Origin of the sequence: Zavarzinella sp., assembly GCA_041399155.1 — a bacterium.
Lineage (GTDB): Bacteria > Planctomycetota > Planctomycetia > Gemmatales > Gemmataceae > JAWKTI01.
In genome coordinates this window covers 543,529-564,834 of record JAWKTI010000004.1, presented here as the reverse complement: position 1 = coordinate 564,834, position 21,306 = coordinate 543,529, and the positions used below count along the sequence as shown (strand labels likewise).

At 50.2% G+C, this 21,306-nt stretch carries 17 protein-coding genes; 9 read left to right on the top strand and 8 right to left on the bottom strand.

Features of this window, described 5'->3' with window-relative positions:
* Nucleotides 1-195: 195 nt before the first annotated feature.
* From R3B84_20055 to R3B84_20035, 5 genes are all read left to right on the top strand, one after another.
* Nucleotides 196-609 carry a lipocalin family protein gene (locus R3B84_20055; protein ID MEZ6142864.1) on the top strand — a complete coding sequence of 138 codons (414 nt, stop codon included), beginning with the start codon at nt 196-198 and terminating at the stop codon, nt 607-609.
* Between the two features lie 281 nt (nt 610-890).
* Nucleotides 891-2,291 (top strand): SIR2 family protein, encoded by a 1,401-nt coding sequence (locus tag R3B84_20050; protein ID MEZ6142863.1) that lies wholly within the window; start codon nt 891-893, stop codon nt 2,289-2,291.
* A 468-nt stretch (nt 2,292-2,759) separates the two neighbouring features.
* Nucleotides 2,760-4,091: a coproporphyrinogen-III oxidase family protein gene (locus R3B84_20045; GenBank protein ID MEZ6142862.1), complete on the top strand. Its 1,332-nt coding sequence runs from the start codon at nt 2,760-2,762 to the stop codon at nt 4,089-4,091.
* A 9-nt stretch (nt 4,092-4,100) separates the two neighbouring features.
* Nucleotides 4,101-4,562 carry a glycine cleavage system protein H gene (locus R3B84_20040; protein ID MEZ6142861.1) on the top strand — a complete coding sequence of 154 codons (462 nt, stop codon included), beginning with the start codon at nt 4,101-4,103 and terminating at the stop codon, nt 4,560-4,562.
* 129 nt (nt 4,563-4,691) lie between these two features.
* Nucleotides 4,692-5,762 carry a ferredoxin family protein gene (locus R3B84_20035; GenBank protein ID MEZ6142860.1) on the top strand — a complete coding sequence of 357 codons (1,071 nt, stop codon included), beginning with the start codon at nt 4,692-4,694 and terminating at the stop codon, nt 5,760-5,762.
* Nucleotides 5,763-5,980: 218 nt separating this feature from the next.
* Here the strand turns inward: R3B84_20035 and R3B84_20030 are convergent, their stop codons facing one another.
* The 3 genes from R3B84_20030 to R3B84_20020 all read right to left on the bottom strand — a co-directional run bounded on the left by R3B84_20030 (nt 5,981) and on the right by R3B84_20020 (nt 8,026).
* The gene (locus tag R3B84_20030; protein ID MEZ6142859.1) at nt 5,981-6,463 is read right to left on the bottom strand and encodes a hypothetical protein; all 483 of its coding nucleotides are present in this window, start codon (nt 6,461-6,463) and stop codon (nt 5,981-5,983) included.
* A 44-nt stretch (nt 6,464-6,507) separates the two neighbouring features.
* Nucleotides 6,508-7,248 carry a hypothetical protein gene (locus R3B84_20025; protein MEZ6142858.1) on the bottom strand — a complete coding sequence of 247 codons (741 nt, stop codon included), beginning with the start codon at nt 7,246-7,248 and terminating at the stop codon, nt 6,508-6,510.
* A 103-nt stretch (nt 7,249-7,351) separates the two neighbouring features.
* Nucleotides 7,352-8,026: an NAD(P)H-hydrate epimerase gene (locus R3B84_20020; GenBank protein ID MEZ6142857.1), complete on the bottom strand. Its 675-nt coding sequence runs from the start codon at nt 8,024-8,026 to the stop codon at nt 7,352-7,354.
* Nucleotides 8,027-8,111: 85 nt separating this feature from the next.
* Between R3B84_20020 and R3B84_20015 the strand changes: the two genes are divergently transcribed.
* Together R3B84_20015 and R3B84_20010 are read left to right on the top strand one after the other, a co-directional pair.
* A complete protein-coding gene (locus R3B84_20015; GenBank protein MEZ6142856.1) occupies nt 8,112-10,379 on the top strand; it encodes an oligopeptide transporter, OPT family in 2,268 nt (755 codons plus the stop codon).
* A 17-nt stretch (nt 10,380-10,396) separates the two neighbouring features.
* Nucleotides 10,397-11,173: a TatD family hydrolase gene (locus R3B84_20010; protein ID MEZ6142855.1), complete on the top strand. Its 777-nt coding sequence runs from the start codon at nt 10,397-10,399 to the stop codon at nt 11,171-11,173.
* Nucleotides 11,174-11,452: 279 nt separating this feature from the next.
* Here R3B84_20010 and R3B84_20005 read toward each other — a convergent pair whose 3' ends face one another.
* Entirely contained in the window at nt 11,453-12,985 is a 1,533-nt protein-coding gene (locus tag R3B84_20005; GenBank protein MEZ6142854.1) for a hypothetical protein, read from the bottom strand.
* A gap of 56 nt (nt 12,986-13,041) precedes the next feature.
* Nucleotides 13,042-14,682, bottom strand: a complete 1,641-nt coding sequence (locus tag R3B84_20000; protein MEZ6142853.1) for an ATP-binding protein — start codon at nt 14,680-14,682, stop codon at nt 13,042-13,044.
* Between the two features lie 224 nt (nt 14,683-14,906).
* Between R3B84_20000 and R3B84_19995 the strand changes: the two genes are divergently transcribed.
* Nucleotides 14,907-15,197, top strand: coding sequence for a hypothetical protein (locus tag R3B84_19995; protein MEZ6142852.1), 291 nt, complete (start codon nt 14,907-14,909; stop codon nt 15,195-15,197).
* 108 nt (nt 15,198-15,305) lie between these two features.
* On the opposite strand, the gene R3B84_19990 is transcribed toward R3B84_19995, so the two are convergent.
* A complete protein-coding gene (locus R3B84_19990; GenBank protein MEZ6142851.1) occupies nt 15,306-16,445 on the bottom strand; it encodes a DUF4253 domain-containing protein in 1,140 nt (379 codons plus the stop codon).
* Between the two features lie 526 nt (nt 16,446-16,971).
* On the opposite strand from R3B84_19990, the gene R3B84_19985 reads away from it, so the two are divergent.
* Nucleotides 16,972-18,384, top strand: coding sequence for a DUF1501 domain-containing protein (locus R3B84_19985; protein ID MEZ6142850.1), 1,413 nt, complete (start codon nt 16,972-16,974; stop codon nt 18,382-18,384).
* A gap of 41 nt (nt 18,385-18,425) precedes the next feature.
* Here the strand turns inward: R3B84_19985 and R3B84_19980 are convergent, their stop codons facing one another.
* Together R3B84_19980 and R3B84_19975 are read right to left on the bottom strand one after the other, a co-directional pair.
* Nucleotides 18,426-20,393: a YjhG/YagF family D-xylonate dehydratase gene (locus R3B84_19980; protein MEZ6142849.1), complete on the bottom strand. Its 1,968-nt coding sequence runs from the start codon at nt 20,391-20,393 to the stop codon at nt 18,426-18,428.
* A gap of 28 nt (nt 20,394-20,421) precedes the next feature.
* The gene (locus R3B84_19975; GenBank protein MEZ6142848.1) at nt 20,422-21,294 is read right to left on the bottom strand and encodes an enoyl-CoA hydratase/isomerase family protein; all 873 of its coding nucleotides are present in this window, start codon (nt 21,292-21,294) and stop codon (nt 20,422-20,424) included.
* Nucleotides 21,295-21,306: the final 12 nt, after the last annotated feature.

The following is a 21,306-nucleotide window of genomic DNA, read 5'->3' as shown; positions in this document are numbered from 1 at the left end:
GTGGGAACTGGAGCTGTTTTCTCACTGGTTTTTAATGAAAATTTGTTCATTAAGAAGAATTCATGAAAATTTGATTAGTGTTTTGCCCCACGCACGGGGTATCTCGCCGGGAATTTCAGCTTTCTGTACCATTTCATTTGCGGCACTGGAAACATGGTGTTCCCAGACCGTACGGAAAATACACTCGAGTAATTTATGTTGCGGATCGGAATGGCGTTTGCCCTGTTCACATTGGTGGGGCTGGTAGGCTGTGATTCGGATTCTTCCAAGAGCGGAAGTGGCAGCGGTAGCAAGAATGCTCCCGCGTCGGCATCGATTGTTGGCACCTGGGAAGGCCGCGACCCGGAAATCAAAGGATTTGTGTTGGTAATGTCTTTCCAGGCGGACGGCAAAGCAACCATGGAAACCGTGCTTGAAAACATGCCAAAAGCAGACAATGTAACGATCGACAACGGCAAACAGGAAGGCACCTACAAACTGGAAGACAAAACGCTGTCCGCCACGTTCATGGGTAGCGAAAAGAAAATGACCGTGAAAGAACTGACTGCCGATAAAATGGTGCTGACCAACGATAAAGGGAAAGACATGACCTTTACCAAGAAGAAGTAAGCTGCGGGACTGAAGCCCACCAGAAGTGGCTGGCGATCTACACGCATCTACTCAACAAAGGCGGCAATGAGTCAAGCCCCTTAGTTGTATAACTTTCAGCGAAATGTCATTACTTTGTTATATTGTACACATCGCAGACATTGTTTTGAAAAAAAATCCATAATATGTAAGTAGTTAGATGGGACTGTCCCATCTATGTTTTCAACAGTGTTATTTTGCAAAATCGCAGGATAATTACAAGTTACGCCCATAGACTTACGCATCCCAGGTTGAATTGTTAAATGACAGCCTACGCAGATTATCAAGAACATTGCACCGCGTTAATTAGAGGTGTGATCAGTGATCGTGGTTGCCAGCCAATTATATTCGCTGGTTCAGGGCTTTCAAAGCGTTTTTTTGACTCTCCGAGTTGGGATGAATTGCTTGATCACCTCTGTAAAGCATGCCCGTCGATTGAGTACGACTACGCATACTACAAACAGAAGCACACCGATCTTCCGTCGATCGGTTCGGAAATTGCTGGGCATTACCGGGAGTGGGCTTGGTCAAAGTCAGGTAAAAAGAGGTTTCCCGCAGAACTATTCAATTCCGGGCAGACAAGCGACATATACCTCAAGTACTGCGTCGCTGAACACTTCCGTGAAATTACACCCAAGCCATCGGAGATAAGGAAGGATACGGCCAAAAGAGAGTTGGCGGCACTTCAAGAGATACAGCCTCATGCCATCATCTCCACAAATTACGATGAATTCTTGGAACGTGTTTTCCCAGACTTTGTGCCGATTGTTGGACAGCAAATTCTCCGAACAAATTATGTTAGCGTCGGAGAGGTTTTCAAGATTCATGGTTGCGCAACAGACCCAAAATCACTTGTGCTCACTTCCGAAGACTACAGTGAGTGGACACGCAAGAAGAAGTACCTCAGTGCCAAACTTCTCACCTACTTCGCCGAGCATCCACTAGTCTTTCTCGGCTACAGCGGATCCGATGACAACATTCGCGCAATTCTTTCCGACATTGATGAGATACTTGCCGAGCCGGATGGCCTGGTTTCGAATCTGATCTTCGTGACTTATAGACGTGATGCAGAGTTGGCAGTAAACCTCCCTGTCGAAAAGATGATTGAACTTCAAGATGGTCGGTCGATTCGAGTGCGAAACATTGATGCCGCCGACTACGAGTGGATTTTTCGAGCTCTCGGCACGGGAGCGCCGATCGAGAAAGTTGATCCAAAAATTCTGCGAGCATTACTGGCAAGAAACTATAACCTTGTGCGACACGACATTCCAAGAAAAACCGTCCAAATCAATTTTTCGACACTAGAACATGCAGTTAATACCGACGGGCATTTTGCACACTTGCTTGGGATCTCGACACTGGACAATCCAAGCGTTTTCAACGCTGTCTACCCATATACACTGACAGGGGTTGCGACAGAGCTTGGATTCACGCATTGGTCGCACGCTAACAAGCTTTTGGCGAAGATTGAAGACGAAAAGGGTGTCGATATCAAGAGTTTCGACAACAAGTACCACATTAGCTTCAAGGTAGGTGCCTCAGACAAGTCGATCGCACAGAAATATTCGCAGGCTTGTGTCGACCTCTTGGCAGCGGTCCGCGACGGAAAACCATATTTGATTGACCAGACCGAACTCAGTGGCCCTGAAAAAAAATCTATATAAGTAGATTTGCGTAACAATGCGACGCATGCCGAGTTGCCGATATGGCAGTTTTTGACAATGGAGGATCGCGAAGATTGACTCATCCAAGGTTTTAAGTGGCAATTGTTCATTTATCTGCTACAAATTTTTCATTTTAAGGCGTAGTGGTGGCATTTGCCGCAGGATATTTTTCTCAATGCACCTGTAGAAATCGATTTGTGAAAGAACAATAAATCAAACACAGACCTTCGCTGGTTCCATTTTCTTCCGCTCAAAACCCAGTTCTGTCGCCAGGCTTCAAAACGATTTCCCACCTTCATCATTTATTTGAACAAGTTCAAACTGAAAACTGATATCCCAAGCCTCTGATTATTGTGTCTGAGCGGGGTCTCGGTCGGCTTCAACCATCTGCCGTAAACGGAATTGCAGTACCGATACCCGGTCAGGCAGCTATAATAGAAGAGACTTGATCACACCGGAGGAGAAGTCTTGCCGATCTCTGCAGACGAACAGGAAAAAACCGGGCTAGGAAATTACTTCATCGCCAACTACCCCTCGTTCTCTTACTGGAAGCCAGACTACCTTGAGCAGGCCATGGAAGCGATCAATCGCCCACCGTTGCCTGGTGTGCCGATGGGGTTATATCTCCATATTCCCTTTTGTCGGAAGCGGTGCAAATTCTGCTATTTTCGCGTTTACACCGATAAAAACGCCAAAGATATCGAAGTTTACACCAACGCATTGATTAAAGAAGTAGAATTGCTGTCCAAAACACCCATTGTGGGTGGCAGATCACTGGATTACGTCTACTTTGGTGGGGGCACGCCATCCTACCTCAGTGCCAGTCAGCTCGAAAGCCTGATGACCAGTCTCGCAGCAATTATGCCGTGGGACAAAGCCCGCGAAGTCACTTTTGAATGCGAACCGGGCACTCTGCAGCAGCACAAACTGGAAACACTCCGCAAAATGGGTGTCACCCGCCTGAGCCTGGGGGTGGAAAACTTCAAACCGGAGATTCTGCAGTATAACGGGCGGGCCCACCTGGAAGAAGAAATCTATCGCGCATTTGGCTGGGCCAGAGACCTTGGCTTCCCACAGATTAATATTGATCTCATTTCCGGGATGGTGGGTGAAGATTGGGACAACTGGAAGGTGTGCGTTCAAAAAACGATCGACATGGGGCCGGATTCCGTCACCATTTATCAGATGGAATTGCCGTACAACACCACCTTTTCCAAAGAACTGCGGGTAATCGGGAACGATCAGCCCCCACCGGAATCGCAGGTGGCCGATTGGCCCACCAAGCGGGCATGGGTGGACTATGCTTTTGCCGAGTTTCAGAAGGCGGGTTACGAAATCTCCAGTGCGTACACCGTGGTGAAAAGTAAAGCTGCCAACCAGTTTGTTTACCGCGACGCCTTGTGGCACGGTGCGGACATGTTTGGCACCGGCGTGGCTTCGTTTGGCCACCTGAACGGGGTACATGTGCAGAACGTGGACACCTGGGAAAACTACATCGGCAAACTGGATCAGAACGAAATCCCACTGGGGCGAGCTTTTCCGGTGACCAAACGCGATGAACTGATCCGTGAAATGATTCTGCAACTGAAAACCGGCAAACTGGAACTGCCTTACTTCGAAACGAAGTTCGGCGTCAACATTTTGCAGGAATTCGACGAAAAGTATCGCAAACTGGAAAAGGATGGCTGGTTGAAAGTGACCGATACTGGCGTGGAGCTGACCCGCGAGGGGCTGTTGCAAATTGATCGCCACCTGCCGATCTTTTTTGATCCCCAATACATTGGCCCCCGCTATACCTAAACTGGCACCATGGCTGACGAACTGACATTCATGATGGGAAAGTACGCTGCGGTGCTGCCCAGTGGCTTTCGCTATTGCAAAAACCATATGTGGTGCCGCACGCTGGAGAGTGGCATCCACCGCTTTGGTTTCAGCAGCTATGCCATTCGCCTGATGCAGGACGTGTATTTTCTGGAATGGTCGATTGATGCCGACACACCCGTGGTGCTGAAGCAGCAGATCGGTAATATTGAAACCAGCAAAGCCACTTCCGACCTGTACGTGCCCATTGCCGGCCAACTGGTGGCCTTCAATCAGGCGGTGCTGGCGGATCCCTCTCTCATTAATATTTCAGGGTACGATCAGGGGTGGCTGTTTGATATCGCGGGCGATATTACCCCCACCCTCAGTCTGGAAGAATATTTTGCCTTTCTCGACGGTGCGTGGGAACTGACCCAACGCCATATCAAGAAACAAATGCACGAAGAATGAGTTTTTCCTCATTTTTGTGCCATTCCCCCGCCCACTTCTGCCGATTTAAATTTTGCTGTTCCCACATTTTCACTGTAAACTGAACTCTGCTTGAACAAACCTTCGCCTGTTTGCGTCTGATTATCATCTATGAGCCAATATCGTCTTACTGTTGTGCTGTCTCAGGCACCTGGGAAGCACCCTGCCAAGCGTTCTCTGGAAGAATCGATTGCTGCCGCACTGATCATGGAATCTGGTCTGGATGTGGCGGTGATTCCCAACCTGTACGATCTGGGGCCCGACCATACTGGCCGGCTTTACCTGGAAGGGGTGCGGGGTGACTTCTGCGTCCTGACCTGGCACTTCCCACGGGCCATTTTCTGGCTGCTGGACCGCATCGGCATCAAGGGGCACTTTGGTGAAAACCAACTGAGTGCCCCCAATGATGAGGATGAGGAAGAAATGGAAGCAGAGAGCACCAATCGTGGGATTGGTGCGGCGGGCGACATCCCGAATCGGCATATTTACTGCCTCGATTTGCGGGATCGCAACACGCCAGAAGCATTTGTTGCAGAATTGAAACGGATAGCCAAAGAATGTGGGGAACGTCGTCAGGCCGAAAGTGCCGCAAAAGCCCCACTGCTGCAGTTAGGGGTACAGCGGCCTGAACCTGCAAATGGTGTTTCTGCCAATGGCACCAACGGCAAGCACCACGAATTGCAACTGCTTGAGAATCAAGACTTTACGCCAGAAAAGCTGCTTGCCACTCCCAACCGCAGGTGGTACCCGGTAATTGATTACAGTCGCTGCACCAACTGCCTGGAATGCCTCGATTTCTGTCTTTTCGGTGTTTATGGTGTTGATTCGTTCGAACGCCTGTACGTGGAATCGCAGGACAATTGCAAAAAAGGCTGTCCCGCCTGCAGCCGGGTTTGTCCGGAACAGGCGATTATGTTTCCGGAATACAAATCTGCCGCCATTGCCGGTGCACCCGTGGGGGGCATTACGGGTATTAAAATCGACCTGTCGAAGTTATTTGGCGGAGAAGATGCTGATCCTGTGGCTCAGGCGGTTGCGGAACGCGACCGGGAATTAGTTGCCGATGGTCGCACCGCAGTGGGGGCGACAGTTGGTCTGCCCAAACGCCAGGAAAACAAATCTAACGCACCCAAGGACGATCTGGATAAGCTGGTGGATGATCTGGACGCATTGGATCTGTAGTTGCTTAGTGCCTGGGGCTGTGGCGTTTTCAGGATTCACCATCCTTTGTTGTCGACGCCTTTGGTCGAAGGCTCGAATCAGATCGATTTCGAGGATCATTTGATCGTGTTGTTTTTAATTATTGCAGCATCAATTGCATATCAAATCCAGTTTCAACCCTGAAAAAACTATCCCAGAAACTGTAAATGAATCGCTCGCTAACTAAGCTGGTAGCGAAATCAAGTTGTTTCATCGACGACGAGTTTTGTACTGTTGACTTCATTACGATACCGTTGAATCTCTACCCAGCGGGTGCGACGGCGGTACATGATCCACAAACCAAACATCGCCCAATATCCAAGTAGCAAACTGCCAAAACTCTGCCCCCCTGGGGCATAATCGAACATCATCGCGGTAAAGTAGAGAAAGTACATCGTCCCGGGCAGGCCGACAATGACGCCCATCCAGTCGAATAGGCGAAAATCGCTGTCTCGGCGGGGATCGCGAGTCCATTCCAGAGACAATACCAAGCCAAACGGGCTGGTGGCTCCATACGTGACAATGCCCAACAGCGCCAGAACTGTCCCGGCCAGTTGCCCCCGCTGTTTCTCGGTATCGATCATACTGTGCCACTGGAATTTGAAGATTTTCAGAAATGATAGCACACTTTTTGAAAACGTATTCAGCAACAACAGGAGCAATCGGTTCAGGTTTCCGCTCATTCCGTTGCCGGTGCCGAAAGCTTAAATCCTTATTGGAAAACAACTTATTTCAACAGCACCTTTGCCAGCGTGGTGCCGAAGGTGCTGGCGGAATCGAAGTTCTCTGCGGTAATGATTTTTCCATCAACTACCACGTCATCCGCAACTGTGGAGCGATTGCCCACCGAACCAGACGGGAGAACCGTGGCCTTATTGAACTCTGAATGCCACCGCGAGCTGGGTTGGGTTTGCTGGCGATTATGCACAAACTGTGGGCCGGCAATTGCTGGTGCACACACTTTTTTACCCGTCAGTGGGCTTTTCCCATCCACGCGGGCCCATGCCAACACGGAAACCCCATGGCAGATTCCACAGACATAGTTGTTTGCCGTCAGCGATTCGGTAATCAGGCGATTGGCCTGTTTGCGAATTTCTGCGGTGCCGTTGTAACTTGCTGTAGTGTAACTGTTTGTGAACGAATACTGGTAGCTGGAAGCACCCCAGCCACCGGCAAAAACGATCGCGGAATAATCGGCACCACGTGCGTCTGCGAGTGCGATGTCCGGCATCACTTCGCCACTATCCGACTGACCAGAACCTGGGTGGGGCCGACAGATTGACTTTCTGCCCGCACCAATCACCACCTTGATACCCACCTGCTCCAGCACCTGTTTCGGATCGGCATATTCGCGGTAATAAAAATCCTGGTTGGCAATAATCAGCAGCACCGGTTTTGGTTCTGCCGCATGTGCGGGAAATAAGCTGGCAATAGCACCTAAAGTAAAAGCGGTCAGCAACATTTTCATGATTGGTTTTCCTTTTTGAAGCACTTTTTTGTCTCACGTGGGAAAAATGGCCCACCAGTGGGGGCTTCTTTCAGGAAAACGGAAAAAAATCTGTGTGAAGGGTTTACCTGGTTGTCGCCAGGTCAATCGGTGCACCAATGCCAAACACCTTTACTTCGCCCAGATAAGAACTTGCGTGCAAAAAACCCTTTTTCGGTGCGACAAATGTTGCGGTGAAATCGGCACGCACAGCGTTCCCAAGTGGTTCGCCCGTGTCGGCATCCAGGCCAGAGGGAATATCCACCGCCAGGCAATGCCTACTATGTTGATTCATTAAGTCAACAATATCCCCATAGGGTGGGGCCATATTCCGGTTGAGACCTGTGCCAAATAACGCATCCACTGCCCACGGTGCCTGTTGCTGATGTGCTGCCAATTCCTCCTGCCAAGTGGGACGGCTGAAGATCTCATAAACGGGAATTTGCATTGCTGCCACAATATTCCAATTCAGTAATGCATCGCCCCGAAATCGGCTGGGGGCTTCGGCCAGCACTACCAGCACCTTCCAGCCCCACAGATGCAGGTGACGTGCCATCACGAGGCCATCGCCCGCGTTGTTTCCGGTCCCACAGTAGATCAGGCAACTGCCCACCCCACCTTGCAGGTGGTGCAACCACTCCGCAGCGGATCTGGCCGCATTTTCCATCAGAATGCAGCCAGGGATTTTGTATTTTTCGATGGCAACTCGGTCGCACTCTCGGACTTCATCGCGAAACAAATATACTTCTGGTAATGTCATCCGTTCCTCACGCTGGGTGTTCTCTCCAGTTCTCACGGGAGCTGTAACGGTTGTTTACCCACATTTTACTGGGAGCTTTGGTGGCATGAATCAATCTTCTGAACCGGAACAGTTTCAACCATACGTTCCAGACAACCAGCGAATACCTGAATTTACCATACTGCCGATCATCATGGGCACGCTGTTCGGCATTGTGTTCGGTGCGTCCTCGATTTACCTTGTCCTGAAGGTGGGGCTGACGGTATCGGCTTCGATACCTGTCGCCGTGCTGACCATGACAATGTTCAAAGTACTGGGTGTGATGCCCCGTTTTCGCCCACGCACCATTCTGGAAAGTAATACCGCCCAGACAGCAGGATGTGCTGGTGAATCAATCGCCTTTGGCGTGGGTCTGATTATGCCCGCATTATTACTGCTGGGCTTTGAAATTGACATTATTCGTGTGATGACCGTTTCGATTCTTGGTGGGCTGCTGGGCATTCTGATGATGATTCCCCTGCGGCGGGCATTTATTGTCAAACAGCACGGCACTCTGAAGTTTCCCGAAGGCACTGCCTGCGCGGAAGTATTGATTGCCGGAGAAAAAGGTGGGGCAACCGGTTTATATGTGCTGGTCGGCTTTGTGCTGGGCTTTATCTATCAGTGGTGCGTAAAAGGGTTTCTGTTATTGAAGGAAGAAGTCGCCCGCCACCTCAGCGTTGTGTCCGGTGGTAAAACTGTGGGCCTGAAAGGTGCCAGTGTAGGCATGGAAATGAACGCCGCCCTGATGGGAGTAGGCTATATTATTGGCCCACGCGTATCCTGCATTATGGTTGCTGGTGGGGTGCTGGCTTATCTGGTGCTATCACCCACCATTTACTTTTTCGGCGAACAGTTACCCACCCCACTGCCACCTGCGGTCAGTAGTGTGGAAATGATTGATGGCAAAGAAGTGGATACCGGCCTGATCCGCAATATGGATGAATCGCAGATCCGCAACAATTACATCCTTTACATTGGTGCGGGTGCCGTGGCAGCTGGGGGCATCATCAGCATGTTACGGGCATTGCCTGTCATTTTTGGTGCGATTGCGGGTGGCTTTCGCGATCTTCTTGCTGGTTCTGGTGCCCGCAGTGCTGCACGTACGCAGCGGGATCTTTCGATGGTGGTAGTGGTGGTGGGCAGCCTGCTGCTGGTGGGTTTGCTTGCTGCCATCCCTCAGTTGGGGCTGGGGATGTCGTTAACTGGCTTTCTGGGTGCCTTAATGATTGTGGTGTTCGGCTTCCTGTTTGTTACCGTTTCTGCCCGCCTGACAGGTGAAATCGGCTCTTCATCTAATCCCATTTCCGGTATGACGGTGGCCACCCTTCTGCTGACCTGTCTGCTGATTCTGGTACTCGATGCGGTCAATGTTCTCAGCATCACCAAGGAAATTAAGCTGACCGCACTGATGATTGCTGGGGTGGTCTGCATTGCATCTTCCAATGGTGGCAGCACTGCCCAGGCATTAAAAACCGGCCACATACTGGGTGCAACACCGATTTATCAGCAGATTTCGATCCTGATTGGTGCCTTGACTGCCGCAGCTGTGGTGGGCGTGGTCCTGCTTTATCTGGATCGTGCGGGTTCCACTTACACGAAAAAAGAGTTGCCCGATGTGGCCGTGGATGTTCGCACGCTGACAGAGAAAGATCATGTCCGCCGTGGAGAATATAGTGCGGATACCACCGAATACCATGTCCTGAACATTGGCGACAACGAAGAGTATCGTGCCAGCAACGATCAGGTGGTGCGGCCAGGTCGATATCTGGTCAATGATGAAGGAAAAATCATTTATCGGGTGGATCCCGCCATCAATGGCAAGCTGAAGACCGATGATTCCGGCAATCCGGAAACATTGAAGTTCGACGCACCCAAAACGCGCTTGATGCAGTTGATTATTGATGGGGTGCTGAGCAGCAAATTACCGTGGGACCTGGTGCTGATCGGCGTGTTGATTGCACTGACACTGGAACTGGTGGGTGTGCCCTCGCTGCCATTTGCGGTGGGAGTCTATTTGCCACTCTCCGCTTCCACCCCCATCTTTGTGGGTGGGGCGATTCGCTGGCTGACCGATAAATATCGCCGACGTTCAGAAGCAGAAGGTGACAAATCACCTGGGGTACTGCTCAGTTCTGGTTACATTGCAGGTGCGTCAATTGCCCTGATGGTGATTGCGTTTCTGAACTTCAGCAGCACCATTCCGAAGCAACTGGATTTAACCTCCAGCGTACCCGCCTGGTGGCTGACCTGGCAGGATGCCATTACCATGAGCGTCTTCGGCGTGCTGGGCATCATCCTGTTCTGGTGCGGCATCCGCAAACCGAAAGATTAAGGAAAACTCATTAGGATATGATGAAATTATTTGATACCCACGCCCACCTGGATGATGATCGTTTTGGGAAAGATCTGCCTGAAGTGGTGCAACGTGCCACAGAAGCTGGCGTAATACGAATTATTACCATTGGCATTGATGTGGCGACCAGTCGGGCGAATCTGGCACTGGTGGAACAGCACCCACTGCTTCGTGCGGCAGTGGGGATTCAGCCCAACCACGTGGCAGAAGCGGTGCAAGGAGATTGGGAAGTTATTCTGCAACTGGCAGCCGATCCGAAGGTAGTTGCCATCGGGGAAACAGGGCTGGACCGCTATTGGGATCGAGCACCCTTCCCACTGCAGGAAGACTATTTTTGCAGGCACCTGGAATTGAGTTATCAGTTAAAGAAGCCTGTCATCATTCATTGTCGCGAGGCCGAAGAGGATATCATCTGCACGTGCGAGCCATTTTTTGCCCAACATGGCACCGTACATGGTGTGCTGCATTCTTACACAGGCAACCTCCCATGTGCCTTACGTGGGGTGGAAATGGGGCTTTACGTTTCGTTTGCAGGAATGCTGACCTACAATTCTGCGGAAAATGTGCGTGAAGTGGCGAAAGAAATCCCTCTGGATCGACTGCTGATTGAAACCGATGCCCCCTATCTGGCACCTGTGCCGAAACGTGGGAAACGGAATGAACCAGCATTTGTTGCCCATACGGCGGAGTTCATGGCAAATTTGCGGGGCATTTCTGTGAGGGAACTATGCGATCTGACCACCCACAACGCCCAGACATTGTTTGGCTGCTGAAGGTTGCGGCAAGCAGTATCCTGCAGAAAAAGGGGCCTGAAAAACTTCTATGCTTGTGATAGGTTACCGAGGCTTCCAGAGAATGGCATGAAGAAGAAACTGGTCTATCGATCTTTGCATCAACTACGGATCAGCGACTTCTCTACAGCTAAAAAACAAGCATAATTCATTGCAAACTACCGAAAACTGCGTGATCTGACCCTGCTGCAGGTCTCTCTGGAATCTTGGAGAAACGATAACAAAGATCCTCACAGTAGTACAAAGGAATTCCGAAATCATCTAAGGAACAATTTTTCCATGATGGACGATATAAGACAACATGCTCGCCCATTCATCTGCAAAATAACTTGCATCTTTAACAAGCAAATGAAATGAAGAAGTAGATATAGAAATTCCAATTTTTGCGGCCAAATAATTATAATAAATATTGATATTTTCACTCTCTGATATAAATCGTTCAATTAAACAACGCGTTTGTTGAAGTTGAATGGAATCCAAATTGAAATAGAACAATAGTTCAATCAAGGATAGACAATCAACCGAATCGCTATCTGCATCAGAAGAATCAAGAAATAATGAATCCAGTTCGATTTCCAAAGATTTGTACACATGGACAAACAGTACATTATCAATATACTTGCTTTTTTTAGAATAATAATACAGAAATTGAAGAATGAATGACAATGAATGACGAGACATCAGCACTTGGACATGAGAGTGAAAAGCCGAGCTGATACATGAGCGATAGATACATTTACTAAATAACTGCAAGTCGACTGCTGGATTGCCCTGCAATCCCAGGTTACGCCAAAGCAAGTGCGCAATGCTATCAGGAACCCATATTGGATAGCATGCATCGATAATCAACAGAATTTCGTCGCTTAATAAATTGTGATTCTTTAAATGATCGGCAATTATTATGTCTTGTTTTGACCGATATGCTATCAGAAGACAGGCAGCAATTATTTCAGGTTTCTGAAAAGGCTTGTTAGCGATTTGCAATAGCTTTCTGTTGGAACTTCCTGCTTCATCGTAAAGTGCTAGCAACAAAAACTGCGAACAACAGAATTCTTCTGCAAGAACAAGGTGTGGTACATCATTTAAAGAATCAATTGTAGTCTCAATAAGCCAATCCAAAGACTGTTCCTGAAACTGATATTTTTTTATAATACACACTGAATACAGCGACATCAGCATTATTTTATCTTCAACACAAGCTCTTGCTGCATCAATAATCAGCTCCGGTCCGCAATGGTCACTGTAGAATTTGACAAGTCTGGCATATGAGAGAGAAATTGCATCATGTGAGTAATCGGTGCTCAGATAGCTCGCTGATTGCGGTGAAAAATATTTTATACATGTGCTATAAATACTATCCTGGTAGTAATTCAGAAAAATACGTTTGGAATGTAGCCGCTCTAACGCGTAATAGAACGCATCGCCATCAAAGTCTTCTTTGCGGACTCTTGCAATAAAATCCAAGACAATCTTTCCATAGAAATCTGTTACAGAGTTTGATAAGAATACAGCAAACTCTAAACGTGGATCACAATAACTTGCTTCATTTCTCATCAGTGCGGTACGCAGTGTTAAGCTGCTATAATTTGCACGTAGTGCCGAACTAGCAATACCATGAGGATTCTTGCATAGTGTAATAACATCTTTTACTTCTGAAACTAAAGCATCGATATCTTGATGTGATAGCAATGGAAATAAAAAATGAAACCACTCAGATCGTTCTTCCAGGAAGTCAAGGCGAACAAGTTTTGTAATTGTTTTGAGAGTTTCATTTGGTATAACTGCCGGGGGCATTCCAGAAATCCTATTGCTGGTACAGGAAGCAAACTTCAAGAAGTGAAAACCTCTTCTTAATCTCTCATTTTTGCACCGAAGTCGCGTTTTTTATCGCTGATGAAGTAGGTCATGCACGCAGAGTCAATCAGATCCGGGCTGAAATTGATCCGCTCCATGTTATATTTGGCCATCGAAATCATCTGATCCAGAATGTCGCGTGGCTGGCACATCCGGAATGGTCGGTTGGTTTTGTGGTACCACTTCTCAATCAGGTAATCGATCCCACGTGGGTCGAATTCCACTCGTTTGGCACGGCACACCAGTTCCCAGATCTGACGGTACTGGATTTCGTCTGGGTCACGGATTTCAATTTTGAACTTAATCCGTCGCAGAAAGGCCTCATCTGCCAGTTGGGTGGGGTCCAGATTGGTCGAAAAGACCAGTAATTGTTCAAACGGTACTTCGATTTTTGTTCCAGCCACCGTGGTCAGATAGTCGTACCGTTTTTCCAGTGGCACAATCCAGCGGTTGAGCAGATCCATGGGTCGCATTAATTGACGACCGAAGTCGTCGATCATGAAGATCCCACCGTTCGCCTTCATCTGCAGTGGGGCCTCATAGAACTTGCCCGTTGGGTTATATAACAGATCAAGCATGGAAAGGTTTAGTTCACCCCCCACCACGATCGTGGGACGCTTCACTTTCACAAAACGGGTGTCGTAGGTGATCCCACTGCGGATTACCCCTTCCGTGCCCTGATATTCCTCTTCTTCTTTTACCACCTGATGGAGAATGGGATCGAACACCTTAACAATCTGGCCGTTGGCTTCTACTGCGTATGGCAGATAGATTGTATCGCCCATCAGGCGGGTAATTCGCTCGGCAATACTGGTTTTGCCATTTCCCGGATAGCCAAAGAAGAAGATCGATGACCCGGAATTCACAGCGGGGCCGATTTCATTAAACACTTCGTTGGAAATCACCAGGTCTTCGAAGGCTTTCTGAATACTGAGCCGGGTTACCACCAGTTTTTTGATACTCTGGGCCAGCACGGAATCGGTGTAATCCAGAAAGGGGACCGGACAGGGGCCCAGATAGCCTGTTTTTGCCAGTGCGTCTGCGACAGCAGCAGTGCCTTTCGGCGGCTTAATTTCATACACGAAAGAGGCATCGCCACTACTGCCACGCTGGGCAACAATATCGACAAGCGTTTGCTTTCGCATCAATTGCAGGATCGGATTGACTGTTTGAAACGGCAATTGCAGTTCCAGTGCAATTTCCCCACCGGTCAGTTGGCCGCGGTTGTAGATCGTCCGCAGAATCATGTCGAACATGGACGATAAAGGCAGACCAATTTCCTCCCACTTGGTGGGTGGTTTGGGCACATACGCATTGTGAACGCGTGGCACGGCCTCTTCGATATCCGGTGGGGGGTCGCCCAGCAAAGTGACTCCTTCCAGCCCGCCTGCTTCTTCGGCTTCCTTCAATAAATGTTCGTAGTGGGAATAATGGAGACCTAAATGCCGGAGTGCTTCATCATCCTGACGCTCTTCCGCTTCCTGAAGACAGGCAATCAACGCAGGCACAATCACGTATTTTACGCCATCGATATACATGTGGTGCAGATACTCCCCCGGCCGCACGTAGCAATCGGCTTCATGAAAGGGTTCCTGCAGGAGTTGCTCGTAAAATTCGTTGGCAATGATAAAACGCATTGGTTTCCTGTGATCGTAACTAGGCGGCTGACTGTTGGCTACAAATCAGCAGTTCTGGTCAATTTTAGCACTCGTATCGCAATTTTCAGCAGAAAACTGCCATTTGAAATGGTGGGAGGTGCCAATTCACCCCCACAATCGAGTTTTTTATTGCTGGACCGAGAGGAGTGTGGTACATTCCAAACAATGAAAATTTGATGAGAACGTGCTTGAACGAGGTTATCATGAATCTACCAACGATGATCTGGTTAATCGGTGGGGGCACTATTTTTCTGGTCATCACCTGGCGGCTGGTGCGAATTCGGAAAAGAACATCGAATCGATCTGTGCATCGCCAGGAGTTTGGATTAACTGCAGCAGTGACGATGATGGTGCTGGCTTCGATGATTGTCAAAATGATTGATTTGTACCCAAATCTGACAATAATCGATGTCGTTGCACTCTTCGCGGTCAGCGGACTGGCAATCTTCTTTCTCTATCAATCGATTCTGCCACGTGCGAAATCTGCTTCCTGATGCCAGTGAACAACAGCTTCTAACAAATGCGACAAACTCCATAGCAATCTTCAAGCGTTAGATCAATCTGATTCCGATCACGAAATTCCAATGAAATTCCGTTTCTGGTCAAACAGTATTAATCCCACCAAAGCCCGAAGCGCGCTCGTTGAGCAATTCTAATGCAAACGCTGCAGTATCGTTTTCCGTGGTTTGCAGATCAGGGCAGAATTCCAACATCTCTTCGGCGAGCTTCTGGGCACCCAGAACTTCATTCAGAAATTCTCCCTCCATTCCATCGTGGGTCGCGGCAATCAGCCGGAAAGGGTTTTTCTGTTCCATTTTCTGCAGCCAGACGATGACATCGTGTGTACTGTGCCCGTAGTTATTTCCATTTGTCCCAATCATATGCAGAACATCATACTTTTCTGAAGATGGAAACAGAAGTAAAGTGCACCGGTCATCGGCAATGAAGTCGTTTCGAATCAATAAAAACCCAGATTGTTCGATTTCCCGGACAAAACGCCGAAGCAGCTCATCAACCTCATCGAAGTTATTTTTGAGCGGCAGTGCTTCTGAATAATACGTAGCAAGTTGTTCAGCGATTGGTACGTTGTGGAAACGCATCACCCCCGCACGCCGTTTCCATGTCGATTCCTTTCGATGAAATATCTTTCTGATTTTTTCTGTTACCAGCTTAAATTCGGGGGATGCAGCAGTTAAGGCAATTTGATCTGTTTTTGGCTTTTTCGGTGCAGGGGTCCTTGTTTCCTTTGATTCCTCCAGACCCAAATGATTCAGGACAAGTTTTAAGTTCGCTGATCGTTCGCCACGTAACTTTTTAATGAGTTTCTGTTGGGTGTCGGGGTCGATTTCCAGTTTGACACCACAATCGAAACATGTTTCCAACACTCGTTTTGTTGAATTGGCAGCAATTTCTGCGATGACCGGAATCCCCGTTACCCCCGCGGCCTGTGGGTCAGCACCCGCTTTCAACAACATTTTCGTCATTTTGACAGGCATATTCGGGTGGGCAAGCAATGGCCGAGAACCATATGGAGATCGATAGTTGACGTTCGCTCCGCGTTCAATGAGCAATTGCACCAGGTCCGGATTGTACTCCCAGATGGCACACATCAGCGCAGAGCGACCGTGGCTATCCAGATCATCAACTGGATGACCGCTGTCAAGCAATTCGATTATCCGATCTTGATCGCCAGCGGCAATAGCCCTGATCAGTGGGCTGGGGTCGTTTGTTGAATCAAACATGCAAATCTCCGGCACCGGGTTTCCAAAACAACCAAGCATTGACAGGAATTCTGGCAAAATCCGGATTTAGATTCCCAAATAACTTCACCACACCTCGTTTTTCAAAAATCTAGCACATGGAATCTGAATTGCCACTTTGTATCAGGTCTTTGATCGATCAACTGGAAGCCCGGGAGTTGCTGCAGCGATTTCACCTCACCCCAAAAGTTACTTTGTTCCACGGTGATGTTGCCGAGGTAGTCCCACACACCGAAGGACTGTTTCCCCGGATCTTGGTTGGACGAGCTGCATTTTCATGTTTGTCGATTACTAAATTTTCTCTGTTGTTCTGTCCTGGATTCTCGTGTTCGCGGGAAAGACGTTACAGGGGTGCGTTTCGGTGCTGTGGTACTTACTTCAAGTTTTCTGTCCTGGATTCCCGTGTTCGCGGGGATGACGTTTGTTGGGTTGCTTCGGTTAATTGGTTTTCGTTCGAGTTTCTGCTCTGGATTCCCGCGATCGCGGGAATGACAGTTTTGATCAAACGTTGCATCGAGCACCACAATCGGGTAAGCTGATGGAAATGTCTCCCGTGGGAGATCCGATGCTGTTGATTGGAAGCCAGCCACAGAAAAATCGAACACGTCGGGCCTTGCTCCAGGTGGGTGCCTGCACGTTGCTGGGGCTATCTGGTGCCGACCGTTTGCGGTTGCATGCCGAGGCTCCCTCTTCGTATTTGCAAGGGAAAGCCAAATCGGTCATTCTCCTCTGGCTGTGGGGTGGGCCTGCCCAACTGGATACCTGGGACCCGAAGCCAAACGCCCCACTCGATTACCGTGGGCCATTTTCTTCAATTCCAACCAGAACAGCCGGCGTGCGAATTGGGGAATTATTTCCCCAGATCGCCAGACTCAGCGAACAATACAGTATCATCCGTTCGCTTCACACCAGTTCCAACGACCATGGAATCGCAGGGACGATTGGCTTGACTGGTTCGAACGCGGGTGCACAGGGACTGGGTGGTCAACCTCTTTCTGGTGCCCCACGGCCAGCGTTGGGTGCTGTGGTTTCACGCCAACTGGGCGAACGCAACACCACCCCACCGTACATGATTGTGGGCGGTAAACTGCATCAGGGGAAAAAACAGGTCACTGGGGAAGGTGGGGGCACGCTTGGCGGAAAGTATGATCCGTTTCGGCTGGAATATGATCCGGTCAAAGGTGTCCGCATTCCCGGGTTGCAGTTGGCAGAACAGTTGACACCGGAACGCCTGACCGATCGACGCACCTTGCTGGATGCACTGGCACGTGCGGAACGCCAGATTCAGCAGCACCATGGCGATGCGTATTATTCACAGGCGATTGCACTGCTGACATCGCCTGACGCCCGCAAAATGTTTGATCTGTCGCAGGAAAAACCACAAACCAAGCAGCAATATGGATACACCCGCTTTGGTCAATCGTGCCTGCTGGCTCGTCGTCTGGTCGAGCATGGGGTGCCCTTTGTGCAGGTGAACTGGTCCGACCATGTGGAAGCGGAAGAAGATTCCGGTGACGGTGGCTGGGATCATCATTATCGCAACTTTCAGATCATGCAAGATCGACATGCTGCCTGGCTGGATCAGGCATATGCAGCACTGCTGACCGATCTGGCACACCGTGGGTTACTGGACCAGACGTTGATCCTGGCCGTGGGAGAGTTTGGCCGCACCCCACGAATTAATGAGAAGGCTGGCCGAGACCATTGGGAGCACTGCTACAGTGCCCTGATTGCAGGTGGGGGGATTCGTGGGGGCCGCGTGATTGGGGAAAGCGATGCAAAAGCAGAACGACCTATCCTTAAACCATTGACTCCCGCCGATCTGGCTGCCACGATACATCATCAGGTGGGCATCAGTAGCGAGCAGGCCGCTTTACTGGGCCTGCAACTGAACGGCACCGTCATTCAGGAACTGCTGTAAGCACAAACAAATCGACTAACTTGCAATCAGCATGATTCTGGCTATCCAATTTTTGGCTGCAATGCCTGTGCAATGGCCTCATGGTCGTAGACACACCCGCCCCAAACCCCACCGCTGGCATTCTGCAATAACGCCCAAAGATGAGTGTCAGCAGGCAGGGCAGCATCTGGTTTCAAGTCTGGTCGGCTGGTGCGGCTCTGCATTTGTGCATCCCCCCACGCAATACCGTGGTGCCCTGTCGCGTCTCCCACCAGGTTGATTTGACCCGCCAGGCGGTTGCGGTCGATCATGATTTCAATCAGATCACCATCACGAACCTTACCAATCGGCCCACCTGCAAGCGCTTCCGGGCTGATATGCCCGACGCACGCACCTGTGGAAACGCCACTGAAACGAGCATCGGTCAACACTGCAACTTCGCGGCCCCAACTGATGTGCTTCAATGCCGAGGTAACCTGGTAGGTTTCTTCCATGCCCGATCCCATTGGGCCGCGGGCACAGAGTACCAGAATATCGCCGGGTACTACTTTCAGATCACCCTGGCCTTTAATTGCCTGGATTGCAGCCTTTTCGGTGGTGAATACTTTTGCCGGTCCGGTTTTGCGATAGATACCGTCCGCATCCACCACACGTGGGTCAATCGAAGTCGATTTGATCACAGAACCCTGCGGGCAGAGATTGCCACGTGGGAAGCATAGCGAAGGGGTCAGCCCCATCTCTTTCGCTTTCTGCAGCGACATAATCACATTTTCCGGCGACACACCATCACCAGTGGCAAGTAACTCTCGAAATCGCTGTCGCCTTTCCGATTTTTCCCACCATTCCAGGTTGGTGCCTAAAGTTTCGCCGGTCACCGTCAGGCAGTTCAGGTCGAGCAGATTGGCTTCTCGCAGGTGCAGCATCGTTTCCGGCACGCCACCTGCCAGAAACACCTGCACAGTGGGGTGGCCAACAGGTCCGTTTGGCAGTGCATCCACAATACGGGGAATCTGCCGATTGATTTCTGCCCACTCATCAATTGACGCACGTGGGACACCCGCATGGAACGCAATTGCGGGCACATGTAAGAGTAAATTGGTGCTGCCCCCGAATGCAGCGTGTACCACCATAGCGTTTCGGAATGCAGCAGGCGTTAATATCTGGCGGGTCGTGATTTTGCGTACTTTCAGTTTTTGCAGGGCACGTGCGGAGCGACGGGCCATATCCAGCCAGACCGCCTGGCCGGACGGTGCCAGCGCACTGTGGGGCAACGACAACCCAAGTGCCTCACCGACAACCTGCGACGTAGCAGCCGTGCCCAGGAATTGACAGCCTCCACCAGGCGACGCACAGGTGTGGCAGCCTTCAATGGCGGCTTGCTCCAACGTGATTTCACCCGCGGCATACCGAGCACCAATTGTCTGCACTTTGCCAGTATCTTCGTGCCCTTTGGTGGCCAGCATTACCCCACCAGGAACCAGCACGACAGGGTGATCGTGTTCCGAAGCCAGAGCCATCATCATCGCAGGCAGACCTTTGTCGCACGTTGCTACGCCCAGCACCCCCGCACGGGTGGGCAGCGAACGAATCAGACGCCGAAAGACCATTGCTGCATCGTTGCGATACGGCAGACTATCGAACATCCCCGTGGTGCCTTGGGTGCGGCCGTCACACGGATCGGTGACGGCACCGGCAAACGGAATTGCACCGCCTCGACGCAATTCTTCTGCGGCTGCCTTCACCATCAGCCCCACTTCCCAGTGGCCCGTGTGGTATCCCAAAGCGATGGCATCGCCATTATCGGCACGCATCCCACCGTGCGTGGAGAGGATCAGATATTCATTTTTTCCTAATAAATCGACCTGCAGGCCCATCCCCACATTCTGCGACCAGCCAAAAAGATCCCCACTGGGGGCGTTTCGCAGCATTTCATCGGTCAGTGGTAAGGCACCTTCCGGCCCAGGGGTATGGGTGGCAAACGAATAAATACTGACATCGGTGCTGTCAAAGATCGGGTTCGTCGAACTCATGAGGAAATCTCATTGTGAGGGAGAGAGGCTATTTCTTACGATTCAAAAACGCTGCAATTCGTTGTTGTGCCAGTGGTTGTGTTGCAAGTTCCACAAATAATTCAGTTTCGTTGGCGATTCCTTCTCGCAGGGATGACAGGCACCCAGTCACCACCAGGCTGATCAGACTGAGTGCGACCGGAATGATCTGCTGATCCAGTTCTGCCAGCGATTCCTGCAGATTTTCGAGCATGTCATCCAGATCGGGCAATTCTTCCTTGCTCAGTGGTGCCTGTTTCGCAGCTCGGCGCTGTTGCCAGTCGGTGCGTTGCAGACAGGCTTCAATGGCAGACTGAAAGTCACCCGATTCCACATAATCGCTGATGAAATCTTCCGGTGGCAAATCTTGTGGGTCGTATGATTCGCCAGAAATCAGGCGCATGATCGCTTCTTCGATCCCCACGTATCGTGGCAGTCGCTGGGTGCCGCCCCAACCGGGGATCACGCCCAGGTTCAGTTCGGGCATGCCGAGCTTCCACTTGGGCGAACTGCCAATCAGACGATAATCGCACGCCATGGCCAGTTCGAAACCCCCACCCAGTGCGGCACCATCAATGCAGGCCACCGTGGGACAGGAAAGCTCTTCCAATTGGAATAACACGCGATGACCACGGTCGATAAAGTTCCGCACATCGGTTGCGGAGGGTTCGCCGCTCAATTCCTTCAAATCAGCCCCAGCCAGAAAGTTGCCCGACTTGCCACTTTGAATGATCACGCCGCGACATTCCAGTTTCCCCACTTCTTCCAGGTGGGAACCAAGTTCTTTCCATAAACTGGTGGACAGAATATTGACTTTCTGGTCGGGCTGATCAATCGTCAGCGTCACCACGCCAGCTTCCAAAGTTCTTGTGATCGCACTCATTGCAATACCGCT

What these genes read in the sequence shown, in the direction of transcription:
- R3B84_20055 (MEZ6142864.1), top strand. Translation starts at nt 196, where the DNA reads ATGTTGCGGATCGGAATGGCGTTTGCCCTGTTCACATTGGTGGGGCTG.
- R3B84_20050 (MEZ6142863.1), top strand. Translation starts at nt 891, where the DNA reads ATGACAGCCTACGCAGATTATCAAGAACATTGCACCGCGTTAATTAGA.
- R3B84_20040 (MEZ6142861.1), top strand. Translation starts at nt 4,101, where the DNA reads ATGGCTGACGAACTGACATTCATGATGGGAAAGTACGCTGCGGTGCTG.
- R3B84_20035 (MEZ6142860.1), top strand. Translation starts at nt 4,692, where the DNA reads ATGAGCCAATATCGTCTTACTGTTGTGCTGTCTCAGGCACCTGGGAAG.
- R3B84_20030 (MEZ6142859.1), bottom strand. Translation starts at nt 6,463, where the DNA reads ATGAGCGGAAACCTGAACCGATTGCTCCTGTTGTTGCTGAATACGTTT.
- R3B84_20025 (MEZ6142858.1), bottom strand. Translation starts at nt 7,248, where the DNA reads ATGAAAATGTTGCTGACCGCTTTTACTTTAGGTGCTATTGCCAGCTTA.
- R3B84_20020 (MEZ6142857.1), bottom strand. Translation starts at nt 8,026, where the DNA reads ATGACATTACCAGAAGTATATTTGTTTCGCGATGAAGTCCGAGAGTGC.
- R3B84_20015 (MEZ6142856.1), top strand. Translation starts at nt 8,112, where the DNA reads ATGAATCAATCTTCTGAACCGGAACAGTTTCAACCATACGTTCCAGAC.
- R3B84_20010 (MEZ6142855.1), top strand. Translation starts at nt 10,397, where the DNA reads ATGATGAAATTATTTGATACCCACGCCCACCTGGATGATGATCGTTTT.
- R3B84_20005 (MEZ6142854.1), bottom strand. Translation starts at nt 12,985, where the DNA reads ATGCCCCCGGCAGTTATACCAAATGAAACTCTCAAAACAATTACAAAA.
- R3B84_20000 (MEZ6142853.1), bottom strand. Translation starts at nt 14,682, where the DNA reads ATGCGTTTTATCATTGCCAACGAATTTTACGAGCAACTCCTGCAGGAA.
- R3B84_19995 (MEZ6142852.1), top strand. Translation starts at nt 14,907, where the DNA reads ATGAATCTACCAACGATGATCTGGTTAATCGGTGGGGGCACTATTTTT.
- R3B84_19990 (MEZ6142851.1), bottom strand. Translation starts at nt 16,445, where the DNA reads ATGTTTGATTCAACAAACGACCCCAGCCCACTGATCAGGGCTATTGCC.
- R3B84_19980 (MEZ6142849.1), bottom strand. Translation starts at nt 20,393, where the DNA reads ATGAGTTCGACGAACCCGATCTTTGACAGCACCGATGTCAGTATTTAT.
- R3B84_19975 (MEZ6142848.1), bottom strand. Translation starts at nt 21,294, where the DNA reads ATGAGTGCGATCACAAGAACTTTGGAAGCTGGCGTGGTGACGCTGACG.